The organism is Duganella sp. Root1480D1, assembly GCF_001427305.1.
In the GTDB taxonomy this organism is placed as follows: Bacteria; Pseudomonadota; Gammaproteobacteria; order Burkholderiales; family Burkholderiaceae_D; genus Rugamonas.
This window is the reverse complement of sequence record NZ_LMFZ01000048.1, coordinates 160016-180309: the sequence shown is the minus strand read 5'-3', so window position 1 is coordinate 180309 and position 20294 is coordinate 160016. Positions and strand designations below refer to the sequence as shown.

Below are 20294 nucleotides of genomic sequence, written 5' to 3'. Positions count from 1 at the left end.
GGGTCTGACACAGGTTTACCGGTTTTACTGAGCCTCGCCCCACAGGTCGTGGGCATCGGCAGTCGTGATCTCAACGTCGTAGAACTGCCCAACCGCCAGCTTCTTCTTCGGATCAAACGGACGCTTGACGTGAACCACACCATCAATCTCCGGCGCATCCGCAGCCGAGCGGCCAATCGCACCGCTAGGAGTCAGCTCATCGATCAGCACCTTCACGGTGGTACCAACCTTCGCCTTCAAGCGATTGCGCGAAATCTCTTCCTGCAGCAGCATCACACGGCCGCGGCGCTCTTCACGCACTTCTTCCGGCACCGGGTTTGCCAGTTCGTTGGCGGTTGCGCCTTCCACCGGCGAGTAGGCAAAGCAGCCCAGGCGGTCGATCTGCGCCTCTTTCAGGAAGTCCAGCAGGTACTCAAATTCCGCCTCGGTCTCACCGGGGAAACCAGCGATAAAGGTCGAACGGATCGTCAGGTTCGGATTCATCTCGCGCCACTTCAAGATGCGCTCCAGGTTCTTCTCGCCGGACGCCGGCCGTTTCATGCGCTTCAGCACTTCCGGGTGTGCGTGCTGCATCGGGATGTCCAGGTAAGGCAGGATATGGCCGTCGCCCATCATCGGGATGATCTCATCCACGTGCGGGTAAGGATAGACGTAGTGCAAACGCACCCAGGCGCCATACTGCTTGGCCAGTTCGCCCAGGGCCTGGGTCAACTGGGTCATATGGGTCTTCACTGGACGGCCATTCCAGAAGCCGGAACGGAACTTCACGTCCACGCCGTAGGCAGAAGTATCCTGGGAAATCACCAGCAGTTCCTTCACGCCGGCCTTGAACAGGTTTTCGGCTTCCAGCATCAGCTCAGCGATCGGGCGCGATACCAGGTCGCCGCGCATCGATGGGATGATGCAGAACGAGCAGCGATGGTTGCAGCCTTCGGAAATCTTCAGGTAAGCGTAGTGCTTGGGGGTCAGCTTGATGCCCTGTGGCGGCAGCAGGTCGATGAACGGCTCGTGCGGCTTAGGCAGGTGGGTGTGGACCTGTGCCATCACCTCGCCCACAGCGTGCGGTCCGGTCACGGCCAGCACCTTCGGGTGCACCTTCTGGATGATGTCTTCGCCGTCCTTGTCCTTTTTGGCGCCCAGGCAGCCGGTCACGATGACCTTGCCGTTTTCGGCCAGCGCTTCGCCGATCGCGTCCAGCGATTCCTGCACTGCCGCATCAATGAAGCCGCAAGTGTTCACGATCACGAGGTCGGCGCCGTCGTAAGACTTGGCGGTCTCGTAGCCTTCAGCGCGAAGCTGGGTCAGGATCTGTTCGGAGTCGACCAACGCCTTCGGGCAGCCGAGGGAAACAAAACCTACTTTTGGAGCTGGTGCGCCGTCGGCGGGAGTGATGCGGGTGATTTGCTTGGATTGCATGGCAGAGAGCTGATGATGATTCAGGGCAATCCACCATTATAGCAAAATCAAGGACAAAAAAAATGGGGACGTACCCCATTTTTCCGCATTGCGAAAAACGGGGTACGTCCCTATTTTTCGCTTACTTTTTATCCGTTGGCGGTGCAGCAAACGGGAAGCTGCCGAAGATATTCTTGCTCTGGTTCTGCATTTGCTCTTGCATTTGCACAAACAGGCTCTTCGACTGGTCGATGTAATTATTCATCATGCCCTGCATGATAGGCGCTTGCACATTCATAAACTGCGTCCACATTTCGGGGCTAAAAGTCTTGCCATCGAAAGTTGCGGCGCCTTGCGTGAATTTGCGCTGGATATCGGTAAATGCCTGGATATTCTTTTCCAGGTAAGAGCCCATCATGCCCTGCATTGCATGGCCGTAGAAACGGATGATTTGTGCCAGTACATCGGTAGAGAACATCGGAACGCCACTCGCTTCCTCTTCCAGGATGATCTGGAGCAGGATGCTGCGAGTCAGGTCTTCATTTGTCTTGGCGTCAACGACAGTGAATTCCTCGGCATCGAGCACGAGTTGCTTCACGTCCGTCAGGGTAATGTAGGAACTGGTCTGGGTATCGTAAAGACGGCGATTTGGATATTTCTTAATCAAACGTTCTGTACTTTTTTTTGCACTACTCATCGCTGTGTCCCGTTGATAATATTTGCAAGCCCATTATAGGGCGAAAAAAAAGCTTTTGGCACGACAATATTGCATTGCAACTTAACATTACCAAAAATCAATCAGCCTTAGCTTTTACATAACGACCAGGTGCCGGCTCGACCGGTTCGTATTTGGCGCTGCCAAGCTTGCTGCGCGCCTTCACGTCCTTGCCGCCATGCGCAGCCAGGAACTCGGACCATTCCCCCCACCAGCTTCCCGGATGTTCGACCGCACCGCTGAACCATTCGTCGTGCGAGGCTGGGCGGGCATCGTTGGTCCAGTAGCTGCGCTTCTTCTTGGCGGCCGGATTGATCACGCCGGCGATGTGGCCGGAGGCGCCCAGGATGAACTTGTTCAGCTCCGGATTCTTGTTGTTCAGGAGCTTGGTCGACTGGTAGGCCGCGTTCCACGGCACGATATGGTCTTCGCGCGAAGCGTAGATAAAGGCCGGCGCGTGAATTTTCGTCAAGTCGACTTTCTCGCCTGCCACGATCAGCTTGCCCGGCACTTTCAGGCTGTTTTCCAGATAGGTGTTACGCAGGTACCAGCAGAACATCGGCCCCGGCAAATTGGTCGAATCGGAATTCCAGTACAGCAGGTCGAACGGCGGTGGCTCGTTGCCTTTCAGGTAGTTGGACTGCACATAGTTCCACACCAGGTCGTTCGGCCGCAGGCTGGAGAAGGTGCTGGCCAGGTCGCGGCCCGGCATCAGGCCGCCGGACTTCAGGGTCTGCTCGCGCAGTTGCACCTGCGGCTCGTCGACGAATACGTTCAGCACGCCGGTGTCGCTGAAGTCCAGGAAGGTGGTCAGCAGCGTAATGCCGGCCGCGGGCTGTTCGCCACGCGCAGCCAGCACGGCCAGCGCGGTCGACAGCAAGGTGCCGCCGACACAGAAGCCCAGCACATTCAGCTTGTCCTGCTTGGTAATCTCGCGGGCGATATTGATCGCGTTGATCGCACCCTTCTCGATGTAGTCGTCCCAGGTCGTGCCGGCCAGCGACTGGTCCGGATTGCGCCAGGAGACCAGGAACACGGTATTGCCCTGCTCCACCGCATAGCGCACCAGCGAATTCTCCGGCTGCAGGTCCAGGATGTAGTACTTGTTGATGCAAGGCGGCACCATCAGCAGCGGGCGCTCGTGCACGGTCTTGGTCAGCGGGGTGTACTGGATAAGCTGGAACAGCTCATTCTCATACACCACCTGGCCTTCGGTCGTGGCCAGGTTGCGGCCCACTTCGAACGCCTTTTCATCAGACAGCGAAATATGGCCCTTCTGCATATCTCCCAGCAGGTTGGCCAGGCCTTTGGTCAGGCTTTCGCCCTTGGTTTCGATCAGTTTCTGGTGCGCTTCCGGGTTCGTAGCCAGGAAGTTGGCCGGCGACATGGCGTCAACCACCTGCTGCACGGCAAAGCGGATTTTCTGTTTCTGGTGAGGGCTCGCGTCAACGGCTTCCGCCATTTGCATGAGGAACTTGCTGTTTAGCAGGTATGATGCCGCATTGAACGCGGACACCGGATTGCCCTGCCAGGCTTCGGACGAAAAGCGGCGGTCCTTCAGGGACGGCGCTTTACCGGTGGTCAGGAATTCCTGCCACAGCGCACCGAACTCGCCCATGTACTCGTTGCGCAGCTGCTCCATCGCCTCAGGGCGGACGGTAGCACCTGCATCGCGCAGCAGTGCGGCGCCTGGGACAGCATCCATTTCGGGCATCATCTTGATCCAGGATTGCCATTGGTTCGGATCGCTGATTTGCGCCATCCATGCGTTTGCGAAGGCTTGCGGGTCGGGCATGTTCATTGTTGAGTCCATTCAGAATTTAAAAAGACTACTTATGTTGATTGTTGCTGTTGCCTGGCTCTACGTCACCATCCTGATGGCGTTCACGGAACCGACCGTGGTTGCCGGGATCATGACTTTCCTGCTGTATGGCTTGTTGCCATTAGGAATACTATTTTATCTAACTGGCGGCAAACGCCGCAAACGCAAACGGGCAGCCGAAGCCGCCCGTCGTAATGAACCACCTACTCCTTGATCCAGATCAAAGTCGCCTGGCGTCCCGTGACCTTGTCCCTGCGGTAGGAGTAGAAGCGGCTGGCGTCGGTAACCGTGCATAAATCGCCGCCCGCCACGTCGCCCACGCCCACCCTCCGCAGCGCAAGCCGTGCCAGCGCGTAAATGTCCGCAAGGTATTTACCAGGCTTTCCGGGTCTGGCAACGAAGGCTGCGCGCACTGCGGATTCGCCCGCCCCGCCCTCGCCCGCTGCGACCGCCCCGTCCAGGAAGGCCGCCAAAACATCTTCGCCAACCTCAAATTCCTGCGGGCCGATCGCCGGGCCAAGCCAGGCGATGATTTCGCTGCCATCCCCGCCGGTGCCGGCCTCGGCGCGCATGCCATCCACTGTCGCCTCCAGGATGCCTCCCGCCAGGCTGCGCCAGCCCGCGTGGGCCGCGCCGACCACGCTTCCCGCGCGATTTGCCAGCAGGACTGGCAGGCAATCCGCCGTCTGGATGGCGCACACGGCACCCGGCATGGCCGCAAAGCTGGCATCGGCTTCCGGCACTTCGCCCCGGCCAAGCCGGTCGGCGCGCACCACGGCTGTACCGTGGACCTGCGACAACCAGGCCGGTTCGGTCGGCAAACGCCCGCGCAGGATGGCCCGGTTGAACGCCACATTGGATGGATCGTCGCCAACGTGAACGCCGAGATTAAGGCCGCCGCCAGTAGTGGCGATAGCCTGCGGGCCGGGCCCGTAAGGCTCCGGGCTCACGCCGCCGCGCCGCGTGGTGCAGACAAAACCGATATTGGCCGGCGCGCTGGGCCAGTAAGGCACCAGCCATTGCGCCCCTTGGAAAGATTGCTGCATTTATTCGTCGTCGAATTCGTCGTCGTAGATATCGTAGTCTTCGTACTCGCCGTGCTCGGCGGCGGCGGCCGACAGGACCGATTCATCCGGCTCCTCGATGCCTGCGCGCTCCATCAATTCCTTGAAGTCGTCCGCCAGTGGCACCAGCCACTCCACCTGCTGGCCGGTCACAGGATGCACCAGGCCGAGGCGGCGCGCCTGCAGCGCCTGGCGCGGGAATACGCTGGCCATATGCTGCTTGCCGTACACCTGGTCGCCGATCAGGGAGAAGCCCAGGTGCGCCATGTGGACGCGAATCTGGTGCGTGCGGCCAGTCTCCAGGCGGCACTGCACCAGCGAGACCGGACGGCCGTCCAGCACACCTTCCGCCAGGCGCTGGTAATGGGTAATTGCAGGTTTCGAGCCCATGCTGGTCGACACCGCCATTTTCACACGGTCTTTCTGGTCGCGGCCCATGGAAGCATCGATGGTGCCGCTCATGCGCGGGGTACCCCATACGATGCACCAGTAAACGCGCTTGACGGTACGGGATTGCAGTTGGCGCACCAGGTCGGTCTGGGTCGGCAGGTCCTTGCCGACCACCATCAGGCCGCTGGTGTCCTTGTCCAGGCGGTGCACGATGCCGGCACGCGGCACGCCGCCCAGTTGCGGCCAGCGGAACAGCAGGCCATTCAGCATGGTTCCGGACCAGTTGCCGGCCCCCGGGTGAACTACCAGGCCAGCCGGCTTGTTAATCACCAGCAGGTTGTCGTCTTCGAAAACGATATCCAGCGGCACGTCTTCCGGGGCGAATGCCACGTCTTCCGGGGCCGGCTGGGGGTTTACCAGGACTTTTTCGTCGCCATACACGGTGGCGCGGACTTTGGCCGGCTTGCCATCAACGGTAATATGGCCCTCTTCGATCCAGGATTGCAGGCGGCCGCGCGAAAACTGGGGCACCATGCGTGCCACCACCTTGTCCAGGCGCTCGCCGCAGTCTGATTTGCTCAGTTGCAGTTCGATCGGCGCGAGGGGATCGGCCGTTAAATCACCTTCAAAATCGGCGTCAAAATCGTTATCAGGCAATTGTTCTGCCGAATTCATCTCAGGTTTCAATATCACAGCATTCCCATCGGCTATAATCAGCCAAGTTTAGTATTTTGGTTAACGATTCCTTGCACATCAACATGCAAAAAAAATTATCAGTAGTTGCAGCAACAGTCGTACTGTTTAGTTTGTCAGCTTGTGGCCTGTTACCAGAACGTGCAGACGAGACTCGGGGCTGGTCCGCAACGAAATTATACTCGGAGGCCAAGGAAGAACAGGCTAGTGGCAACTATGAACGTGCCGTCCAGCTCTTCGAACGCCTTGAATCGAGCTACCCGTTCGGTACGTATGCGCAGCAGGCGCAGATGGAAATCGCCTATTCCCACTACAAGGCACAAGACCAGGCCCAGGCCCTGGCTGCCGTGGAGCGCTTCATCAAGCTGCACCCGAACCACCCGAGCGTTGACTACATGTACTACCTGCGTGGCCTGGTGAACTTCAACGATTCGATCGGCTTGCTGAACTTCCTCTACGAGCAAGACCCGGCAGAGCGCGATCCGAAAGCGACCCGCGAAGCGTTCGCCGCTTTCAAGGCACTGGTTGAAAAGTTTCCCGACAGCAAATACGCGCCGGATTCGATTGATCGCATGAAGTACCTGATCAATGCAATGGCGAAGTATGAAGTTTACGTGGCACGTTACTACTACCGCCGCGGCGCCTACCTGGCAGCAATCAATCGTGCCCAGGCCGTCCTGACCGATTACGCCGATTCGCCGTCGATCGAAGAAGCGCTGTCCATCATGTACCGTGGCTACGACAAGATGGGTAACGTGACCCTGCGCGACGATGCCAAGCGCGTGTTCGCGAAAAACTTCCCTGACAGCAAGATGCTGGAAGACGACGGCATCAAGAAGAAGGCCTGGTACAACATCTGGTAAACCGGTAAAGCGGGGTCCGACCCACAGGGTCAGACCCCAACCCTTCATCAGGCTGCGATCTTGCGGCGGAAGACCCAGGTAGTATCGTTCGAGGCGTCGGCTTCGAATTTATAGCCATCCACATCAAATTTCTTCAGCTTTGCCGGATCGGTGATGTTATTCACCGCCGCAAAGCGCGCCAGCATGCCGCGTGCGCGTTTGGCGAAGAAGGAAATGATCTTGTATTTGCCGCCCTTCCAGTCCTCAAAGACCGGCGTAATGACCGGCATATCCAGCTTCTTCGGCTTGACCGACTTGAAATACTCGTCCGAAGCCAGGTTGACCAGCACTGGCGAACCTTCCTTGTTCAGCGCTTCCGTAATCATGTCGCCCCAGAACTCGTACAGGTTTTTGCCGCGCGGGTTTTGCAGGCGGGTGCCCATTTCCAGGCGGTGCGCATGGATCAGGTCCAAAGGCTTCAGCATGCCGTACAGGCCGGACAGGATACGAATGCGCGACTGGGTGTAATCGAGCTGCCTGGCCGACATGGAACGCGCGTCCAGGCCATCATAAACGTCGCCGTTGAAGGTCATCACTGCCTGCCGCGCTTCACTGGTGTCTTTGGTCCAGGATGCGTAGCGTGCCACATTCAGCGTCGACAAGGCATCGGACAGGTCCATCAATTCACCCAGCTCATTTGGTGAAAAATCGCGCAGGCGCTCAATCAACTGCTCCGAATGATCGAGGAACGCTGGCTGTGTTGCCAGTTTGGTGGTTGGCGGAGTTTCCAGGTCAAGACTTTTTGCAGGCGACAGCACAATCAGCATAAGATTCAAAATTCAAAACGAAAAACCCCGATATGATACCTGTTCCAACACAAGTTGCACCGAAGCGCATCGTCATCGACACCAATGTCTGCCTCGACCTGTTCGTTTTCCAGGACCCGCGCTGGGCTCCCCTGCTGGCGGCGATTGAAAGCGGTGCGGTCGAAGCGATCACCCGCGCCGACTGCCGCGCCGAATACCTGTTCGTGCTGAACTACCCTCACCTGCCACTGGACGAAAGCACGCGTCCCGCCAGTGCGGCCCGCTTCGACCAGTACATCAAGGTAGTGCAGCCGCCGGAATCCGGCGCGCGGCTTCCGGTCTGCACTGACCGCGACGACCAGAAGTTCCTCGAACTGGCGCGCGACGCGCAGGCCGACATCCTGATCACCAAGGACAAGGCCCTGCTCAAGCTGGCCAAGCGGCTGGCGAAAGCCGGCATGTTCAAAGTCATGCAACCGGAAAAATGGAGCCTGGACGCTTGACTTTCCAGTTTTACCCTCGGGGCAACACTTGTTTTATTCGGCTGCGCTAGAATGGAAAAAATGTCCTTTTCCTAAGCAGAATGAAACAACTGACTTCCCGCTTGCCGCATATCGGCACCACCATTTTTTCGCGCATGTCGGCCCTGGCTGGCCAGTACGGCGCGGTCAACCTGGGCCAGGGCTTTCCCGATTTCGCCTGCGACCCCAAGCTGGTTGACATGGTCACCGTTGCCATGCGCGAGGGGTTCAACCAATACCCGACGGGCGTCGGTGCGCTGGAACTGCGTCAGGCCATCGTCGAAAAGGTCAGACGCATCTATGGCCACCATTACGACGTCAACACCGAGATCACCGTCACGCCCGGCGCGACGGAGGCCTTGACCACCGCCATCCTGTGCAGCGTCCATCCGGGCGACGAAGTAATCGTCATCGAACCGGCATACGACAGCTACCTGCCAGCCATTGAACTGGCTGGCGGCGTGCCCGTGCTGGTGCAGATGGAAGTGTCTCCGCACGGCGGCTTCAGTGTGCCGTGGGCGCGGGTCGACGCTGCCGTCACGGAGCGCACCCGCATGATCATTATCAACACGCCGCACAATCCAACCGGCAGCGTGCTGCGTGCCACCGACATGGAAGCCCTGCGCGAGATCGTGCGCGACACCGAAATCCTGATCCTGTCCGACGAAGTCTATGAGCACATGGTCTACGACGGCCAGCACCACGAATCCATGTGCCGCTACCCGGACCTGGCCGAGCGCTCGTTTGTCGTTTCCAGCTTTGGCAAGACTTATCACGTCACGGGCTGGAAGGTCGGATATGTCGCCGCGCCGGCGATGATGTCGCTCGAATTCCGCAAGGTCCACCAGTACAACGTGTTCTCCGTGAATACGCCCATGCAGCATGGGATTGCCAGCTATATGGCCGATCCCGCGCCGTACATCGGGCTGCCCGCCTTCTACCAGCGCAAGCGCGACCTGTTCCGCAAAGGCCTGGAGGGCAGCCGCTTCGAACTGCTGCCGGCGGATGGTACCTACTTCCAGTGCGTGCGCTATGACCGCATATCGTCGCATTCGGAAGCTGATTTCGCCGAATGGCTGACCAGCGAGATCAAGGTCGCTGCCATCCCGGTATCGGCGTTCTACCGCAACGGCAAGGATTCGGGCATTGTGCGCTTCTGCTTTGCCAAGAAAGACGAGACGCTGGCGCTCGCATTGGAGCGGCTTGCGCGCGTGTAATACGAGGGGAGCAAAACATGAACCAGTACCTCAACAGCTTGCAGGACCTTGGCTCGGAAGGCGGATCGCGGCTGGAGCCGCCGCCCTCCGTGCTGCATGAACTCAACCTGGCCAACAAGCGTCTGGAAAAGCTGTTGGGCGATTTGCGCAACGAACGCAACGCTGACGCCGACTTGCGCAATATCGCCCGCGAAGTGGTGCGTGCGGTCGAAATGAACCCCGAGATCGCGCTGGCCTGCCTGTTCCTGAACCAGATTGCCGGTACTTACGCGGTACGCCATTGCATCGAGACCGCCATTGTAGTGATCCTGGTGGCGCGCGGCCTTGACAAGGCTTCCGATGAAGTGATTTCGCTGACAGCGGCCGCACTGACCATGAACGTGGGCATGCTGCGCCACCACGATAACTTCCAGTGCAAGCCGGGCACGCTGAATAGCGAGGAAATGGCGATCGTGCGCCGCCACCCTGAAGACAGCGCGGAAATGCTGAAGTACGCGGGCATCGAGGACGATGAATGGATTTCCTGCGTATTGATGCACCATGAGAATGACGACGGCACCGGCTACCCCGCCGGCATGACGCGCGAACAGATCACGCACAATGCGCGCTTGCTAAGCCTGGCCGACCGCTATTGCGCCCGAGTTTCGGCGCGCAACTACCGCTGCTCCATGCTGCCGGACGAAGCGCTCGAAAAGCTCCTGCATGATCCGCTGCATCCAGCCGATCCGGCCTTGCAGGAACAATTCCACCGCCAGCTCGGCAAGTTCCCTCCCGGCGTGCTGGTGCGCCTGGCGAACGGCGAACTGGGCGTGGTGACGGGCCGTGACAGTGGCGACGGCGTGCTGGAGGTGCACTGCATGCGCGATGGCGCGGGCAAGGCCTTGCCGACTTGGCTCCATCGCCGCACCGACCAGCCGGAATGCGCAATCCTCGAAGCACTCACCGAGGACCAGGCGGAACTGCGCTTCAGCATGAAGCAGATCTGGGGCGCCCAGGCCGCGCTTTGACTTGTAGTTGCCTTTTGCTCGTACTGTCGCCCACGCACTGGGCATCTTCGTCGGCCACTGGCAGCGGATTCAGTCGGGTGCAAGGCTCTGCACTTAATTTAACTGCTGCAAGCGACGCTCGACGAAGGACTGCAACTCCTGCGTCAGGCGGCCGCTTTCGGCAGCGCGCTGGAACGCGGCTTTTGCATCCGCATTGCGCTTATCGGCTTGCAGCGAAATGCCCATTCCCATCCACCACACCGCGTTGGACGGTTGCAGGCGTACCGCCGCTTGGTAATGCTCGACTGCTTCCTTGTGGCGGTTCGCCCGCTGCAGCACGCCCGCCATCAACGCCCGATACTCTGCGTTCGATTGGGCGTAAGGCAGGCTCTTTTCCAATGTATCAAGGGCACCGTTGCCATGTTCCAGTTGCAGGCGCGCCAGCAGCATGGCCATGCCGGTCTGTTCCGGATTCAGCGCCAGCGCATGCCGCAAATGGCGCATTGCATCGGCTTGCTGGCCGGTCTCCACCAGCACACCTACAAGTGTCTCGCGCGCAGCCAGGTAGCGCTGGTCCAGCTCGAGCGCCGCTTCCAGGTCGACAATCGCTTCCGCCACGCGCCCGAACGCCAGCCTGTCTTGCGCACGCTGGAAAAGCGCTGTCGCCGATGCCTGCGCGCCCGGTTCGCGCGATGCAGGAGACACTGCGCCGCCAGGATTGGCTGCGGCGCGCGGTTGCGCCTTGGCAGCCGCCTTGGCGACATTGTCGCTCTTGCTAGCAGGAGCCTTGGCGCCGCCACTGGCAGCTTCGCGCTTCGCCTGATTTTCGCCAGTCTGCTTGGCCGGCACCGATGCAACCGGCGCCGCCACATCCGTCTTGCCGTCGTGAGCAGGTGCAGCAACAGCCGGAACCTCGTTCGCGCCCGGCAGCTGCAAGCCATCGACCATTTGTTCAGGCGGCGTCGCTTGCGGTTTTTCCACGACTTGCGCTTGCCGGATAACTCCTGCGGCAGGCCCCGAGGCCGCCTCCACGGGCGCACTGCGCAAATAACGCCAGCCGGCAAAAGCGGCCACGCCTGCGATGGCGATAACCGCCGCAACCGCCAGCAAGGCGATGCGGTTGCGTGAAGGCCCGTACTGGACTGCCTGCACGGAATCGGAAAGGCCGCTCCCTTTTGGAGCGCCGCCCCTGGCATCCAGGTCCTGCAGCATTTTGTTAATCAGGCTCATAAGCTCAAACGATAAGACAGCAATGCGCCCGCGGCAGCAAGCGCTGCCAGGGCAAGCCCCGTAGCCAGCCACGGCCAGCCGCGCCGGCTTGCCACTGCGGTATCCCTGGCGGCCAGCTTCACGTGGTGCGTATCAATGCGCTGGCGCCCTTCGCCGTAGGCGGCCAGCATGGCCTTGTGCGCGATGATGTTGACCAGGCGCGGGATGCCACGGCTGGCAGTAAACAGCTTGCGCACCGCGCCTTTGCTGAACAGGCGCGCTCCGGTAAAGCCGGCCACCCGCAGGCGGTGCGCCAGGTAATACTCCATATCGTCGCGCGTCAGGCCGCCCAGGTCATGCTGAAACGTTATGCGCTGCGCCAGCTGGCGAATCGACTGCGCCTGCAGGTGCTCGTTGAGCTCCGGTTGCCCGAACAGCACGATCTGCAGCAGCTTGCGCTTTTCGGTTTCCAGGTTGGTCAGCAGGCGCAGCGCTTCCAGGCTGTCGCGCGGGATGGTCTGCGCCTCATCGACGCACAGCACGACACGCTTGCCCTGCGCCGCCAGCTCCAGCAGGCGCGCCGTTAGCGACTTCAATAACTGGTGCTGGTCGACGTCACTTGGCAGCGGCAGTTCCAGTTCGTCAGCCAAAGCCAGCATCAGCGTGCGCGGCTCAAGCAGTGGATTGGGCAAATAGGCCGTGACGAAATCGTCGCCCAGCGTTTTCATGAACGTTCGGCAGAGCAAGGTCTTGCCGGTGCCGACCTCGCCGGTTATCTTGATGAATCCCTCGCCGCTGCGCGCCGCAACCAGCAAGGTGTTCAATGCCTCCTGCGAGTGCGGGCTCTTGAAGAAAAAGCTGGTGTCCGGCGTAATGCCGAACGGCGCCTCGCGCAAGCCGAAGTGGCTCTCGTACATATCAGCGGCGCCCCGTCGAATTCTTCGGATCGAGAAGCTCGATGCGTCGGCTGCTTTCCATCAGGTCCTGGCTCCAGTCGCTGGCGGTATCGACAATGGTGGGCTTGATCAGGACCACCAGCTCGCGCTTCTGGATGGAGTCGGCAGTGCTGCGGAACAAGCTGCCGACCACGGGAATCCGGCCGGCAAGCGGGATCTGCGAGCGGTCGGCACTGGTGGATTGGCGCATCAGGCCGCCGATTGCCACCACACTGCCGTTCTCGCCGCGCACCATGCTGTCCATTTCCGAAGTAGCGGATGCCGCCAGCGGCAGGTTCAGGCTGCCGGCATTGCCAAGGTTGATATTCTTGTTCACCGTCGAGACCTGGCTCACCGATGGGTGAACGTGCAGGATGATGTTGCCTTTTTCATCGATCTGCGGCGTGACGTCCAGCACCACGCCGGAGAAGAACGGCTGCAGCGTGACGTTCGGCGACACCGTGCCATTGCCGGTCGCATTGGTATTGGTGGTGGTGCTGACGCCGGTGACGAAGAATTCATCGGTGCCGATCTTCAGCACCGCCTTCTGATTGTTCAGCGTGGCAATGCGCGGGCTGGACAGCACGTGCACCGTGCCCTGCGACTCGAGGAAGGAAATCAGTGCCGCAAAATTGGAGTTCTGGAACGCCAGTCCGAACAGCGAACCGGGCGCGCCGGTGGCCGCAGCCAGTGCGCTGCCAGGCGTGCCCAACAAGCCATTTGGCTGGCCCATCAGGGAGGTGGCGCCATTGATGCGCGGCGCCAGCGCCGTGCCTGGGCCAACCATGCCGGCGGAAATGCGCGATCCGAATGCAGCCCAATTGATGCCGGACTGTGCTTTTTCGCTCAGCTCCACCTCAAGGATTTTCGCCTCCAGGATCACCTGCCGCGCCACCGCCAGCTGGGTCGCCTTCAGGTAGCGGTCGACGTTGCGCAAATCCTCCGGCATGCCACGGATCACCACCAGGCCCGATTGCGGGCTGATGACCACCACGCGGCCATCCTTACCGGCACCGACAATCGCTTCCAGCGACATCTTCAATTCGGCCCAGAAATCGGATTCCGAACGCGTGGTGACGTTGGCCGCTTCATCCAGCACATTGGCATTCGGTGAATTCGGGTCGCCATTATTGTTGTTGCGGTTCTGGCGATTGTTATTGCTGGAGTCACCGTTGTTATTGCTGTTACCGTTGTTGCCCGCATTCTGCACGGAAGTCGACGTCACGCGCAGGTTCGACGAGCCGCGGCGCGACCCGGTCAGGTAATTCACCTGGAACATGCGGCTTTGCATGGTCAGCGGCTTGATCGTGATGCGGGTACCCTCGATGCGGTAATCGTAGCCATACATCTCGCGCACCGCCTCCAGCGCTTCCGCAATCGTGACGTCCTTCAGGTTGGCTGTGATATTGCCGCTGACTTCCGGATGCACCAGCATGTTGTAGCGCGTACCCGCCACCAGCGAATTGAAAAACTGATTCGCCGGCACATCGTTGAAGGCGACGTTGAAGCGTTCTTCCAGCACCGGACGTGCTTTCGGCAGTTGTCCTGCCAGTTGTTCGGCGGACGGCAACAAGGCGTCTGACACCTGGTGTGGCACCGGCGCGGCAGCCGCCGATTGCGCCGCGGATTTCACCTCGTTGCTGATGCTGCTGTAGGTGTCGCGCATCGGTGTCTGGGTGCATGCGGCCAGCATCGCGAATGCGCCGCCGCCCACCGCCAGCCGCCAAATTTGTGAAGCTTTCGAGATGCTCGTTTTCTCTGTCATGGCTGTCGCGCCTTATCCTGTCCCGATGATACCAATTTCAATACTTGTTTTTGCTTCCCGCGTTGCAGGACAACGGCACTCTCGCGCACTTCCACCAGAACGGCGCCGCCTACCTTCCCGCCCAAGGGGACAATTGCGCCGTCGATCACGGCCAGCTTGCGCCCGCCCGGGCGGCGCGCCACCAGCACCGACTGCAGCTGAGGGCCGGCGGCGGCGACTGCCACTGCCGGCCCGTTGCGCTCGGCTTGCGGCGCCAGCACTTCCGGGGGCGGCCTGGTCGGGTCGGGCAGCGCAGTTTGCGCCAGCGCCGGGATTGCGGCAAATACCGCCAGGGCGGCCAGGATCTTTCTCATAACTGCACCCAGGTTTCGTCGAGACTCAATGTGTACACCGTCAACGTCAAGCTGGTCTGAGGATGCTTGATGACGCTCAGGCGCGCACTGCCCCATATCAGGCGCGGCGTGACTTTCTCTAACGTTGCCATGTAGCCCAGCAGGTCGGCATAGCTGCCCTCCACTACCACCTCGACCCCATGACGGTACAGGATCGCTGGCGCCTGGCTGGCCGACTGCGGCGCCGTGCCCGGCGCCGCTGAGCTGCCCTGGTCGAACTGCCCGTCGCGCAAGCCGCTGACCGGCAAGGTCTTCATGCCGACCACTTTCAACCCGGGATGTCCGGCCAGCATTTGTTGCAACAGCGGCACGATGCGCTGTGGCTGCACCATGCCCTGCTTGCGGTTCAGCAAGTCTTCGCTGGTCGCACGAGCCTGTTCCTGCACTGTGGCCAGGCGGCGCCGCATGGCGGCGTTCGGGTCCGACTCGTAGGCCTTCAGCGTGGCAGCAATTTCCCTATCGAGCGTATCGACCTGGGACTGCCCTTGCTGGACGGAGGCATGCAGGGACTGGCGTTCAGCCAGCATGGGTCCGAATTTCCCGAACCACGCAATGCCTGCGACCAGCACGATCCCCGCTGCGAACAAGGCGATACGCCGCGGCAGCGGCATGGCATCGATGCGTTGTTCCAGCTTCAGCAGCGCGGCCTTCATGGGTTCACCCCGCTTGTCGCGGAGGCCGTACTGCGCAGCCTGAACTCAAGAAAATTCGCCTGCGGCGGCTCGGCTGGCGTAGCGGCGGCAACTGCGCTGGCGGCCGTACTGCCCGCGACGGGCGATAACGCTGCAAGCGGCATGCGTCCAGCCGCGTCGGCGGCCGGCAGTTGCACTGCCGCCGGCCCCAATTCCAGGGTCTGGAAGGATTTGCCGCGCAGGACAGGCTCGCCGCCAAGGCGGGACAGGTAGGCAGGGACCAGCGCCGCCTGCAGCACCCGGCCTTGCATGCTCACTTCGCGCCGTTCGCCTTGCACCGCCACTTCCGTCAGCCACAAGCCGTTGACGCTCTGGCGTGCAAGCGCACGGAAATACTCGGCGAAGCCCTGCCCACCTTCGCCTTCCGCCTGGCGCAGCATCTGCATCGCCTGCTGCAGCGATTTCAGGCGCGCTTCCTTCGTTTCAAGCTCTGCTTTCAGCAGCGGGTCGCTGGGCTTTGGTGCGAACTCCACCGCTACCGCCTGTACACGGACCTGCCGATCCTTCAAGCGGGTTTCCTGCAGCGCAGCCTGGTTGCGCAAGGGTTGCAGCTGCTGGCCAGCGAACAGGACGATCGCAACAGTGCCGGCCACCAAAGCCAGCAGGGCGAGCGCCATGCCGCGCGCGCCGAGACTGTGGCGCTGCCGCATGAAGATCGGGTTGAACAGGTTGATCTGCTGGCTCATGGCGCGATCACCTCCTGGCGCAATGCTGCACCAAGGGCGAAGAAATACTGCGCCTGCTGCGCGCTGTCCTGCAGTTCAGGCACGGCCGACAGGTCGATCACTTCCGCCAGGTTGCACTGGACAACAGGCATGTACATATTTGACGACAGGTAGTTCAGCAGCGACTCGCTGCAGCCGGGAGCCAGTACCATTTTGGAGATTGAAACAAAGCCGAACTGGCGCTCGAAGTGGTCCAGCGAACGCTGCACTTCCAGCATCAACCGGTCCAGTGCGGCATGCCGGCGATCGGCATCGCCTTCGTCCAGCACTGCCGGCGTGACATCAATACGGCGCGCCAGGTAAAGCTCGCCCTGATAGGTTACGGTCAGCAAGCCCCCCTGCGGACCGATCGACAGCATGGCCAGGCCGCGCCCGTCCTGCTCCAGCAAGGCCGATACATTGCGCTGGGCAGTCTCAGGAATTTCGATCACTTCCAGGTCGATGCCGGCGCCGAAGAACAGTTCCTGGCGCTGGCGAATCACGCTGTTGCGTGCAGCGACCACGAACATGCTCGGTGTGCGGCCACTGGCGCGCTCAACTGGAATTGCCATCACGTCGAAGGTCGCATCGTCGACGTGGAAGTCCAGCATGTCCTTCATGCGCCAGCGCACCGCCGTTTTCAATTCGTCTTGCGGAACGTTGGGTGCCTCCAGCGTCAGCAATTGGTAATCGCTCGGCGCGAGCAGCGTACTGCAACGGAATCGCGCGGCATTGCGCGAACGCGCAGCGCGCGCCAGCGCGTCGTCTGCGCCCTGGCCTTCGAGTACCGCCTCGACACAGCCAAGCAGTACGGGCGTGCTGGCGCCGTGGCGGCGCATCGTCGCCAGGGCCATGCCTTGCGGCATAGGCGCAAACACCAGCCAGGCGTCTTTCTCTTTTTTAGCTTTCGAAAAGAATCGCATTGCGCCCTGTCTTCAAACTTTTAGATGAAGAAACAATCGTAATTGTTTGATTAATATGCCATATTTTGCCATTGTTCAGCCTCACTGTCAGTACAATTCCCTTATATAGGTGACAGGTGTGTTGCGATAAATGCCAAACGTCGCCCTGCCCACTGTGCTTGGCAGCCATTCCGGCGCCAGCAGAGGGTCGAAGTAGTAATCCGTCGTGCCGCTATTGCCGTCGCCCGGCGCCTTCAGCAGGAAGCGCGTCTGGCCACTGCTGATGGAACGCAGCGCGTTCGAGGTGGCGCCCAATACCGCTGCTTTACAGGCGCCGCCCGACAGCAGGTTTTTCTTGCAGTTGGTGAATCGCAGCAAGGCAGGGTTGACCACGTCGGCCATCGAGTCGCCGGCGCTGGTGGCCCAGCGCGTACCGTTCCAGTATTGCACGCGCGCGTTGACCGGCTGGTACTGCAGCTCCGAGCCGAAAAGATTCGGCAGCTGCAGCCGCGCATTGACCAGCACCACCTGGCCCTCCACCAGTTCGCGCGCGGCGTTGTATCCATACAGCGAATTGACTCCGTCAGCATCGGTCGCGCGCACGTACACCAGGACAGGCGCCTGGCGGCCGGCGTTCGCGGTGCCGGCGATCGAATAGGGGTTCGCCAGTTTGTAGTCGACCGACAGGGACAAGGTTCCGTCGTCGTTATCGAAATCGATGTCGCCACTGTCTTTCACCATTGCCGCTTTCTTGTCCCTTCGCAGCGAGTTATCGGGTGCGCTGGCGCCAAAGACCAGTGCCGGGCACACGCCTCCGCTTGGCGGCGCGAGCGTCTGGTTGCCTGCGCCGCACATATACAGCGCCTTGGAAAACGCGCCGCGGTAGTTCTTCAGCAGGTTGCCGTCGACATCATGGGCCGTCACCGTGGTGGCAAACGGCAGTCCCGAATACACCATGCCGCTGCTGGCGGAGCAAGGCACGTCGGACGGACAAGGCAGGATGGGGCCCAGCGAATCCGGAGCTTCGAGCTTGGTATTGAAATGATCGGGCACGAAGCGGCCGATGTTGGTGGTGGCCGGGCTGATACCGCCACTGCCAAGGTAATCGTTGCCGGCGAGGGTCGCCTTTACGGTAATGATGCCCACTTCCGGATAATTGAACGTACCGCTTGAACGGCCCAGCGAGAATGGATTGAGGCTGCCCTCCAGGTCCGGTTGCGCCACCATGTCGGCAAAATTCAGGCCATCGCTGGGATTCGGGTCGAAATTCACGCTGCGCGGCGATGTCTCGTTGCCGAAGTTCTGAGCGAAGTACTTGGTGCCAGGGGTCTTGTCGCGCGTCCGGACACCTACGCGGATGGTGAACGGTTCGCCGGCGGCAGCGAACATTGCGCCAGTGGCGGCGCTGGCGCCGGGATTATCGGTGCGCGTTCCGTCTGCAGCGGTCTTGAAAACTTCCATCTCTAGCATGTATGGACGCATGACCACCGGCCCGCTGGCTCCGGTCTTGCCTGTTGAATCCTGCATGAACAGCTTGATGCGGCCAACATCGAAATAATTGAACGTCAGAGGGGTGCTGATGCTGGCCTGGTTGGCAGCGACCACCAGCGCGCGGTACGACGACCATTGCGCGCCGCTCGGCGTGGCACTGCTCTCGGCGCACTTCGGCAGCAGCGAAGAACGGTCCGGGAAGGACGCAAACTCCGACGATCCTTTGACGGGATTCTGGCAGGACATGCCAAAGCGCATCGACACCGTAGTGGGCAAGGTCGCGCTTGGGGCGGTCGGGACGCCGGAAGCGTTGACCAGCGTGACGTACACGGGGATGTCATCACCCGCAACCACGCTCTTCCAGTCGATGAACAGGCATTGCCCGGTGCTGCCGAACGCCACGCCTTTGGTGCATTTCGATTGCGTGAACACATAAGGCGCCACGTCCACCGAAGCCGTATCTGTCGCCGTATTGTTCGCCATCTGGTTGTCGAACTCGCTGCCGCTGACGGTGACCGTGTTGCTGAGCGAATTCGTGACAGCGTTGACCATGACAGTCAGCTGCAGCGGCGGCGCGCTGGCGCCGACGTCCAGCGGCGCGTTGTAGTTGCACGTGACTTTCTGGCCAGACTGGGTGCAGCTCCAGCCGTCGCCGCCGGCATACACCAGGCTCACTTGCGACGGCAGGTTGTCAACCACCTGGACGGTCCCCGGCTCGGCTGCGGGCCCATAGTTGGTGACGTTCACCGTGTACACCATGGTTTGGCCAAGCGTCGGCGCCTGGTCGCGGGAGATGGTGATGCCCAGGTCCGTCACGGGCGTATTCGGCACCGCGATGATCTCTGCGCTCAGCAAAACCAGGTCCTGGTCGGAGCGGTACACCGTCGTCGCGCTGGTTTGCCCGGCCTGGATCACCGGGCTGCTGACCGTGTACGCATCGTAGTCGATACCATAGGAGGCTGAGTCCGTTCCGGCAATGGTACTGACCGAGTTGAACTGGTTGCCCGGTGGGTTCACGCTGTTCGACATCGAATAACCGTTGAAAGTCAGGAATTCGCCGCTCGAAGTACTGCTCAGCGTTGCATCCCCTTCCCAGGTGATATGGGCCACGCGCCCGGTCTGGGTCGTCAACGGTGGAATCTTGAAGTTCGACAGCGACAGGCTCACGCTGCTGTATTGAATGTACTGGAAGCCTTCATAGATGTTCAGCACCCTGAAGGTTTCGCTCGGCAGGGAATAGACCACCATGATTGCCCAGCCGCCAAGCACGGCCTGCACGTCGCACCACTTCGATGAATTGTTGATGGTCAGGCCCGAAAACGTATATTTGGCATTGCGCTTGGCGGTGACCTCGGCCGTGATATCGTAGGCAGCGCTGAAAAAGTCGTAGCCCACGGTCGCGCTCTTGTACTGGCGTGCAGTCGGCGCCGTAACCGCCTTGCCTTCAAATACCACGGCATAGTCGGTAGTGGTACCGGACGCGGCCCAGTAAAGCTGGGCGCTGAGGATCTTGGCGGTCGTCGGAATGCCGCTCAGCGTCAGGTCCGTGGTATCGCTGGCGGAATAGACGCTGCACGGATCGGTCGTATTGGATGCCTTGCGCAGCGTCCTTTCCGCGCCGACGAAATTGACATTGCCGGCAAAGCTCTTGAACAGAGAAATGGTGGTATCCGCTTGCGCAGGCGCCACCAGCGCCACGCACATGGCGGCAGCCAGCAGGAAGCGGCAGAGGCGCAACAGGCTATTCACTTCT

General features: G+C 60.8%; 19 protein-coding genes. 5 read left to right on the top strand and 14 right to left on the bottom strand.

Annotated features, from left to right (window positions below; translation table 11 throughout):
• Window positions 1–24 precede the first annotated feature (24 nt).
• The 3 genes from rimO to phaC all read right to left on the bottom strand — a co-directional run bounded on the left by rimO (window position 25) and on the right by phaC (window position 3911).
• Window positions 25–1416, bottom strand: coding sequence for a 30S ribosomal protein S12 methylthiotransferase RimO (gene rimO / locus ASD58_RS27270; RefSeq protein ID WP_057265145.1), 1392 nt, complete (start codon window positions 1414–1416; stop codon window positions 25–27).
• A gap of 121 nt (window positions 1417–1537) precedes the next feature.
• A complete protein-coding gene (gene phaR, locus ASD58_RS27265; protein WP_057265143.1) occupies window positions 1538–2092 on the bottom strand; it encodes a polyhydroxyalkanoate synthesis repressor PhaR in 555 nt (184 codons plus the stop codon).
• Window positions 2093–2189: 97 nt separating this feature from the next.
• Window positions 2190–3911 (bottom strand): class I poly(R)-hydroxyalkanoic acid synthase, encoded by a 1722-nt coding sequence (gene phaC, locus ASD58_RS27260; RefSeq protein ID WP_057265141.1) that lies wholly within the window; start codon window positions 3909–3911, stop codon window positions 2190–2192.
• On the opposite strand from phaC, the gene ASD58_RS27255 reads away from it, so the two are divergent.
• A complete protein-coding gene (locus ASD58_RS27255) occupies window positions 3904–4146 on the top strand; it encodes a hypothetical protein (protein WP_307178415.1) in 243 nt (80 codons plus the stop codon). The two genes, phaC and ASD58_RS27255, sit on opposite strands and share 8 nt — an antisense overlap.
• Here the strand turns inward: ASD58_RS27255 and pgeF are convergent.
• The gene (pgeF, locus tag ASD58_RS27250; protein WP_057265139.1) at window positions 4136–4978 is read right to left on the bottom strand and encodes a peptidoglycan editing factor PgeF; all 843 of its coding nucleotides are present in this window, start codon (window positions 4976–4978) and stop codon (window positions 4136–4138) included. The genes ASD58_RS27255 and pgeF overlap by 11 nt on opposite strands.
• A complete protein-coding gene (locus tag ASD58_RS27245) occupies window positions 4979–6061 on the bottom strand; it encodes an RluA family pseudouridine synthase (protein WP_057265137.1) in 1083 nt (360 codons plus the stop codon). It lies immediately after the preceding gene.
• A gap of 83 nt (window positions 6062–6144) precedes the next feature.
• On the opposite strand from ASD58_RS27245, the gene ASD58_RS27240 reads away from it, so the two are divergent.
• Window positions 6145–6942 (top strand): outer membrane protein assembly factor BamD, encoded by a 798-nt coding sequence (locus tag ASD58_RS27240; RefSeq protein WP_057265136.1) that lies wholly within the window; start codon window positions 6145–6147, stop codon window positions 6940–6942.
• A 47-nt stretch (window positions 6943–6989) separates the two neighbouring features.
• Here the strand turns inward: ASD58_RS27240 and yaaA are convergent, their stop codons facing one another.
• Entirely contained in the window at window positions 6990–7748 is a 759-nt protein-coding gene (gene yaaA, locus ASD58_RS27235) for a peroxide stress protein YaaA (protein WP_057265135.1), read from the bottom strand.
• Between the two features lie 32 nt (window positions 7749–7780).
• Here yaaA and ASD58_RS27230 point away from each other — a divergent pair, with 32 nt between their 5' ends.
• From ASD58_RS27230 to ASD58_RS27220, 3 genes are all read left to right on the top strand, one after another.
• Window positions 7781–8230 (top strand): putative toxin-antitoxin system toxin component, PIN family, encoded by a 450-nt coding sequence (locus tag ASD58_RS27230; protein ID WP_057265134.1) that lies wholly within the window; start codon window positions 7781–7783, stop codon window positions 8228–8230.
• An 80-nt stretch (window positions 8231–8310) separates the two neighbouring features.
• The gene (locus ASD58_RS27225) at window positions 8311–9465 is read left to right on the top strand and encodes a pyridoxal phosphate-dependent aminotransferase (protein WP_057265131.1); all 1155 of its coding nucleotides are present in this window, start codon (window positions 8311–8313) and stop codon (window positions 9463–9465) included.
• 17 nt (window positions 9466–9482) lie between these two features.
• Window positions 9483–10472, top strand: a complete 990-nt coding sequence (locus tag ASD58_RS27220) for an HD-GYP domain-containing protein (protein ID WP_057265129.1) — start codon at window positions 9483–9485, stop codon at window positions 10470–10472.
• Between the two features lie 93 nt (window positions 10473–10565).
• Here the strand turns inward: ASD58_RS27220 and ASD58_RS27215 are convergent, their stop codons facing one another.
• The 8 genes from ASD58_RS27215 to ASD58_RS27180 all read right to left on the bottom strand — a co-directional run bounded on the left by ASD58_RS27215 (window position 10566) and on the right by ASD58_RS27180 (window position 20290).
• Window positions 10566–11681: a tetratricopeptide repeat protein gene (locus ASD58_RS27215; protein ID WP_057265127.1), complete on the bottom strand. Its 1116-nt coding sequence runs from the start codon at window positions 11679–11681 to the stop codon at window positions 10566–10568.
• Window positions 11678–12577 carry an ExeA family protein gene (locus ASD58_RS27210; protein ID WP_057265125.1) on the bottom strand — a complete coding sequence of 300 codons (900 nt, stop codon included), beginning with the start codon at window positions 12575–12577 and terminating at the stop codon, window positions 11678–11680. The genes ASD58_RS27215 and ASD58_RS27210 overlap by 4 nt, the downstream gene beginning before the upstream one ends.
• Window position 12578: 1 nt before the next feature.
• On the bottom strand, window positions 12579–14360 hold the full coding sequence (mshL, locus tag ASD58_RS27205; RefSeq protein WP_082565714.1) for a pilus (MSHA type) biogenesis protein MshL: 1782 nt from the start codon (window positions 14358–14360) through the stop codon (window positions 12579–12581).
• Window positions 14357–14713: a hypothetical protein gene (locus ASD58_RS27200; protein ID WP_057265122.1), complete on the bottom strand. Its 357-nt coding sequence runs from the start codon at window positions 14711–14713 to the stop codon at window positions 14357–14359. Before ASD58_RS27200 ends, mshL begins: the two co-directional genes overlap by 4 nt.
• Window positions 14710–15405, bottom strand: a complete 696-nt coding sequence (locus tag ASD58_RS27195; protein ID WP_057265120.1) for a hypothetical protein — start codon at window positions 15403–15405, stop codon at window positions 14710–14712. The genes ASD58_RS27200 and ASD58_RS27195 overlap by 4 nt, the downstream gene beginning before the upstream one ends.
• Entirely contained in the window at window positions 15402–16130 is a 729-nt protein-coding gene (locus ASD58_RS27190) for a hypothetical protein (protein WP_057265117.1), read from the bottom strand. Before ASD58_RS27190 ends, ASD58_RS27195 begins: the two co-directional genes overlap by 4 nt.
• Window positions 16127–17071: a type IV pilus biogenesis protein PilM gene (pilM, locus tag ASD58_RS27185; protein ID WP_057265115.1), complete on the bottom strand. Its 945-nt coding sequence runs from the start codon at window positions 17069–17071 to the stop codon at window positions 16127–16129. The genes ASD58_RS27190 and pilM overlap by 4 nt, the downstream gene beginning before the upstream one ends.
• A gap of 87 nt (window positions 17072–17158) precedes the next feature.
• Window positions 17159–20290, bottom strand: coding sequence for a DUF11 domain-containing protein (locus ASD58_RS27180; protein ID WP_057265113.1), 3132 nt, complete (start codon window positions 20288–20290; stop codon window positions 17159–17161).
• Window positions 20291–20294 lie beyond the last annotated feature (4 nt).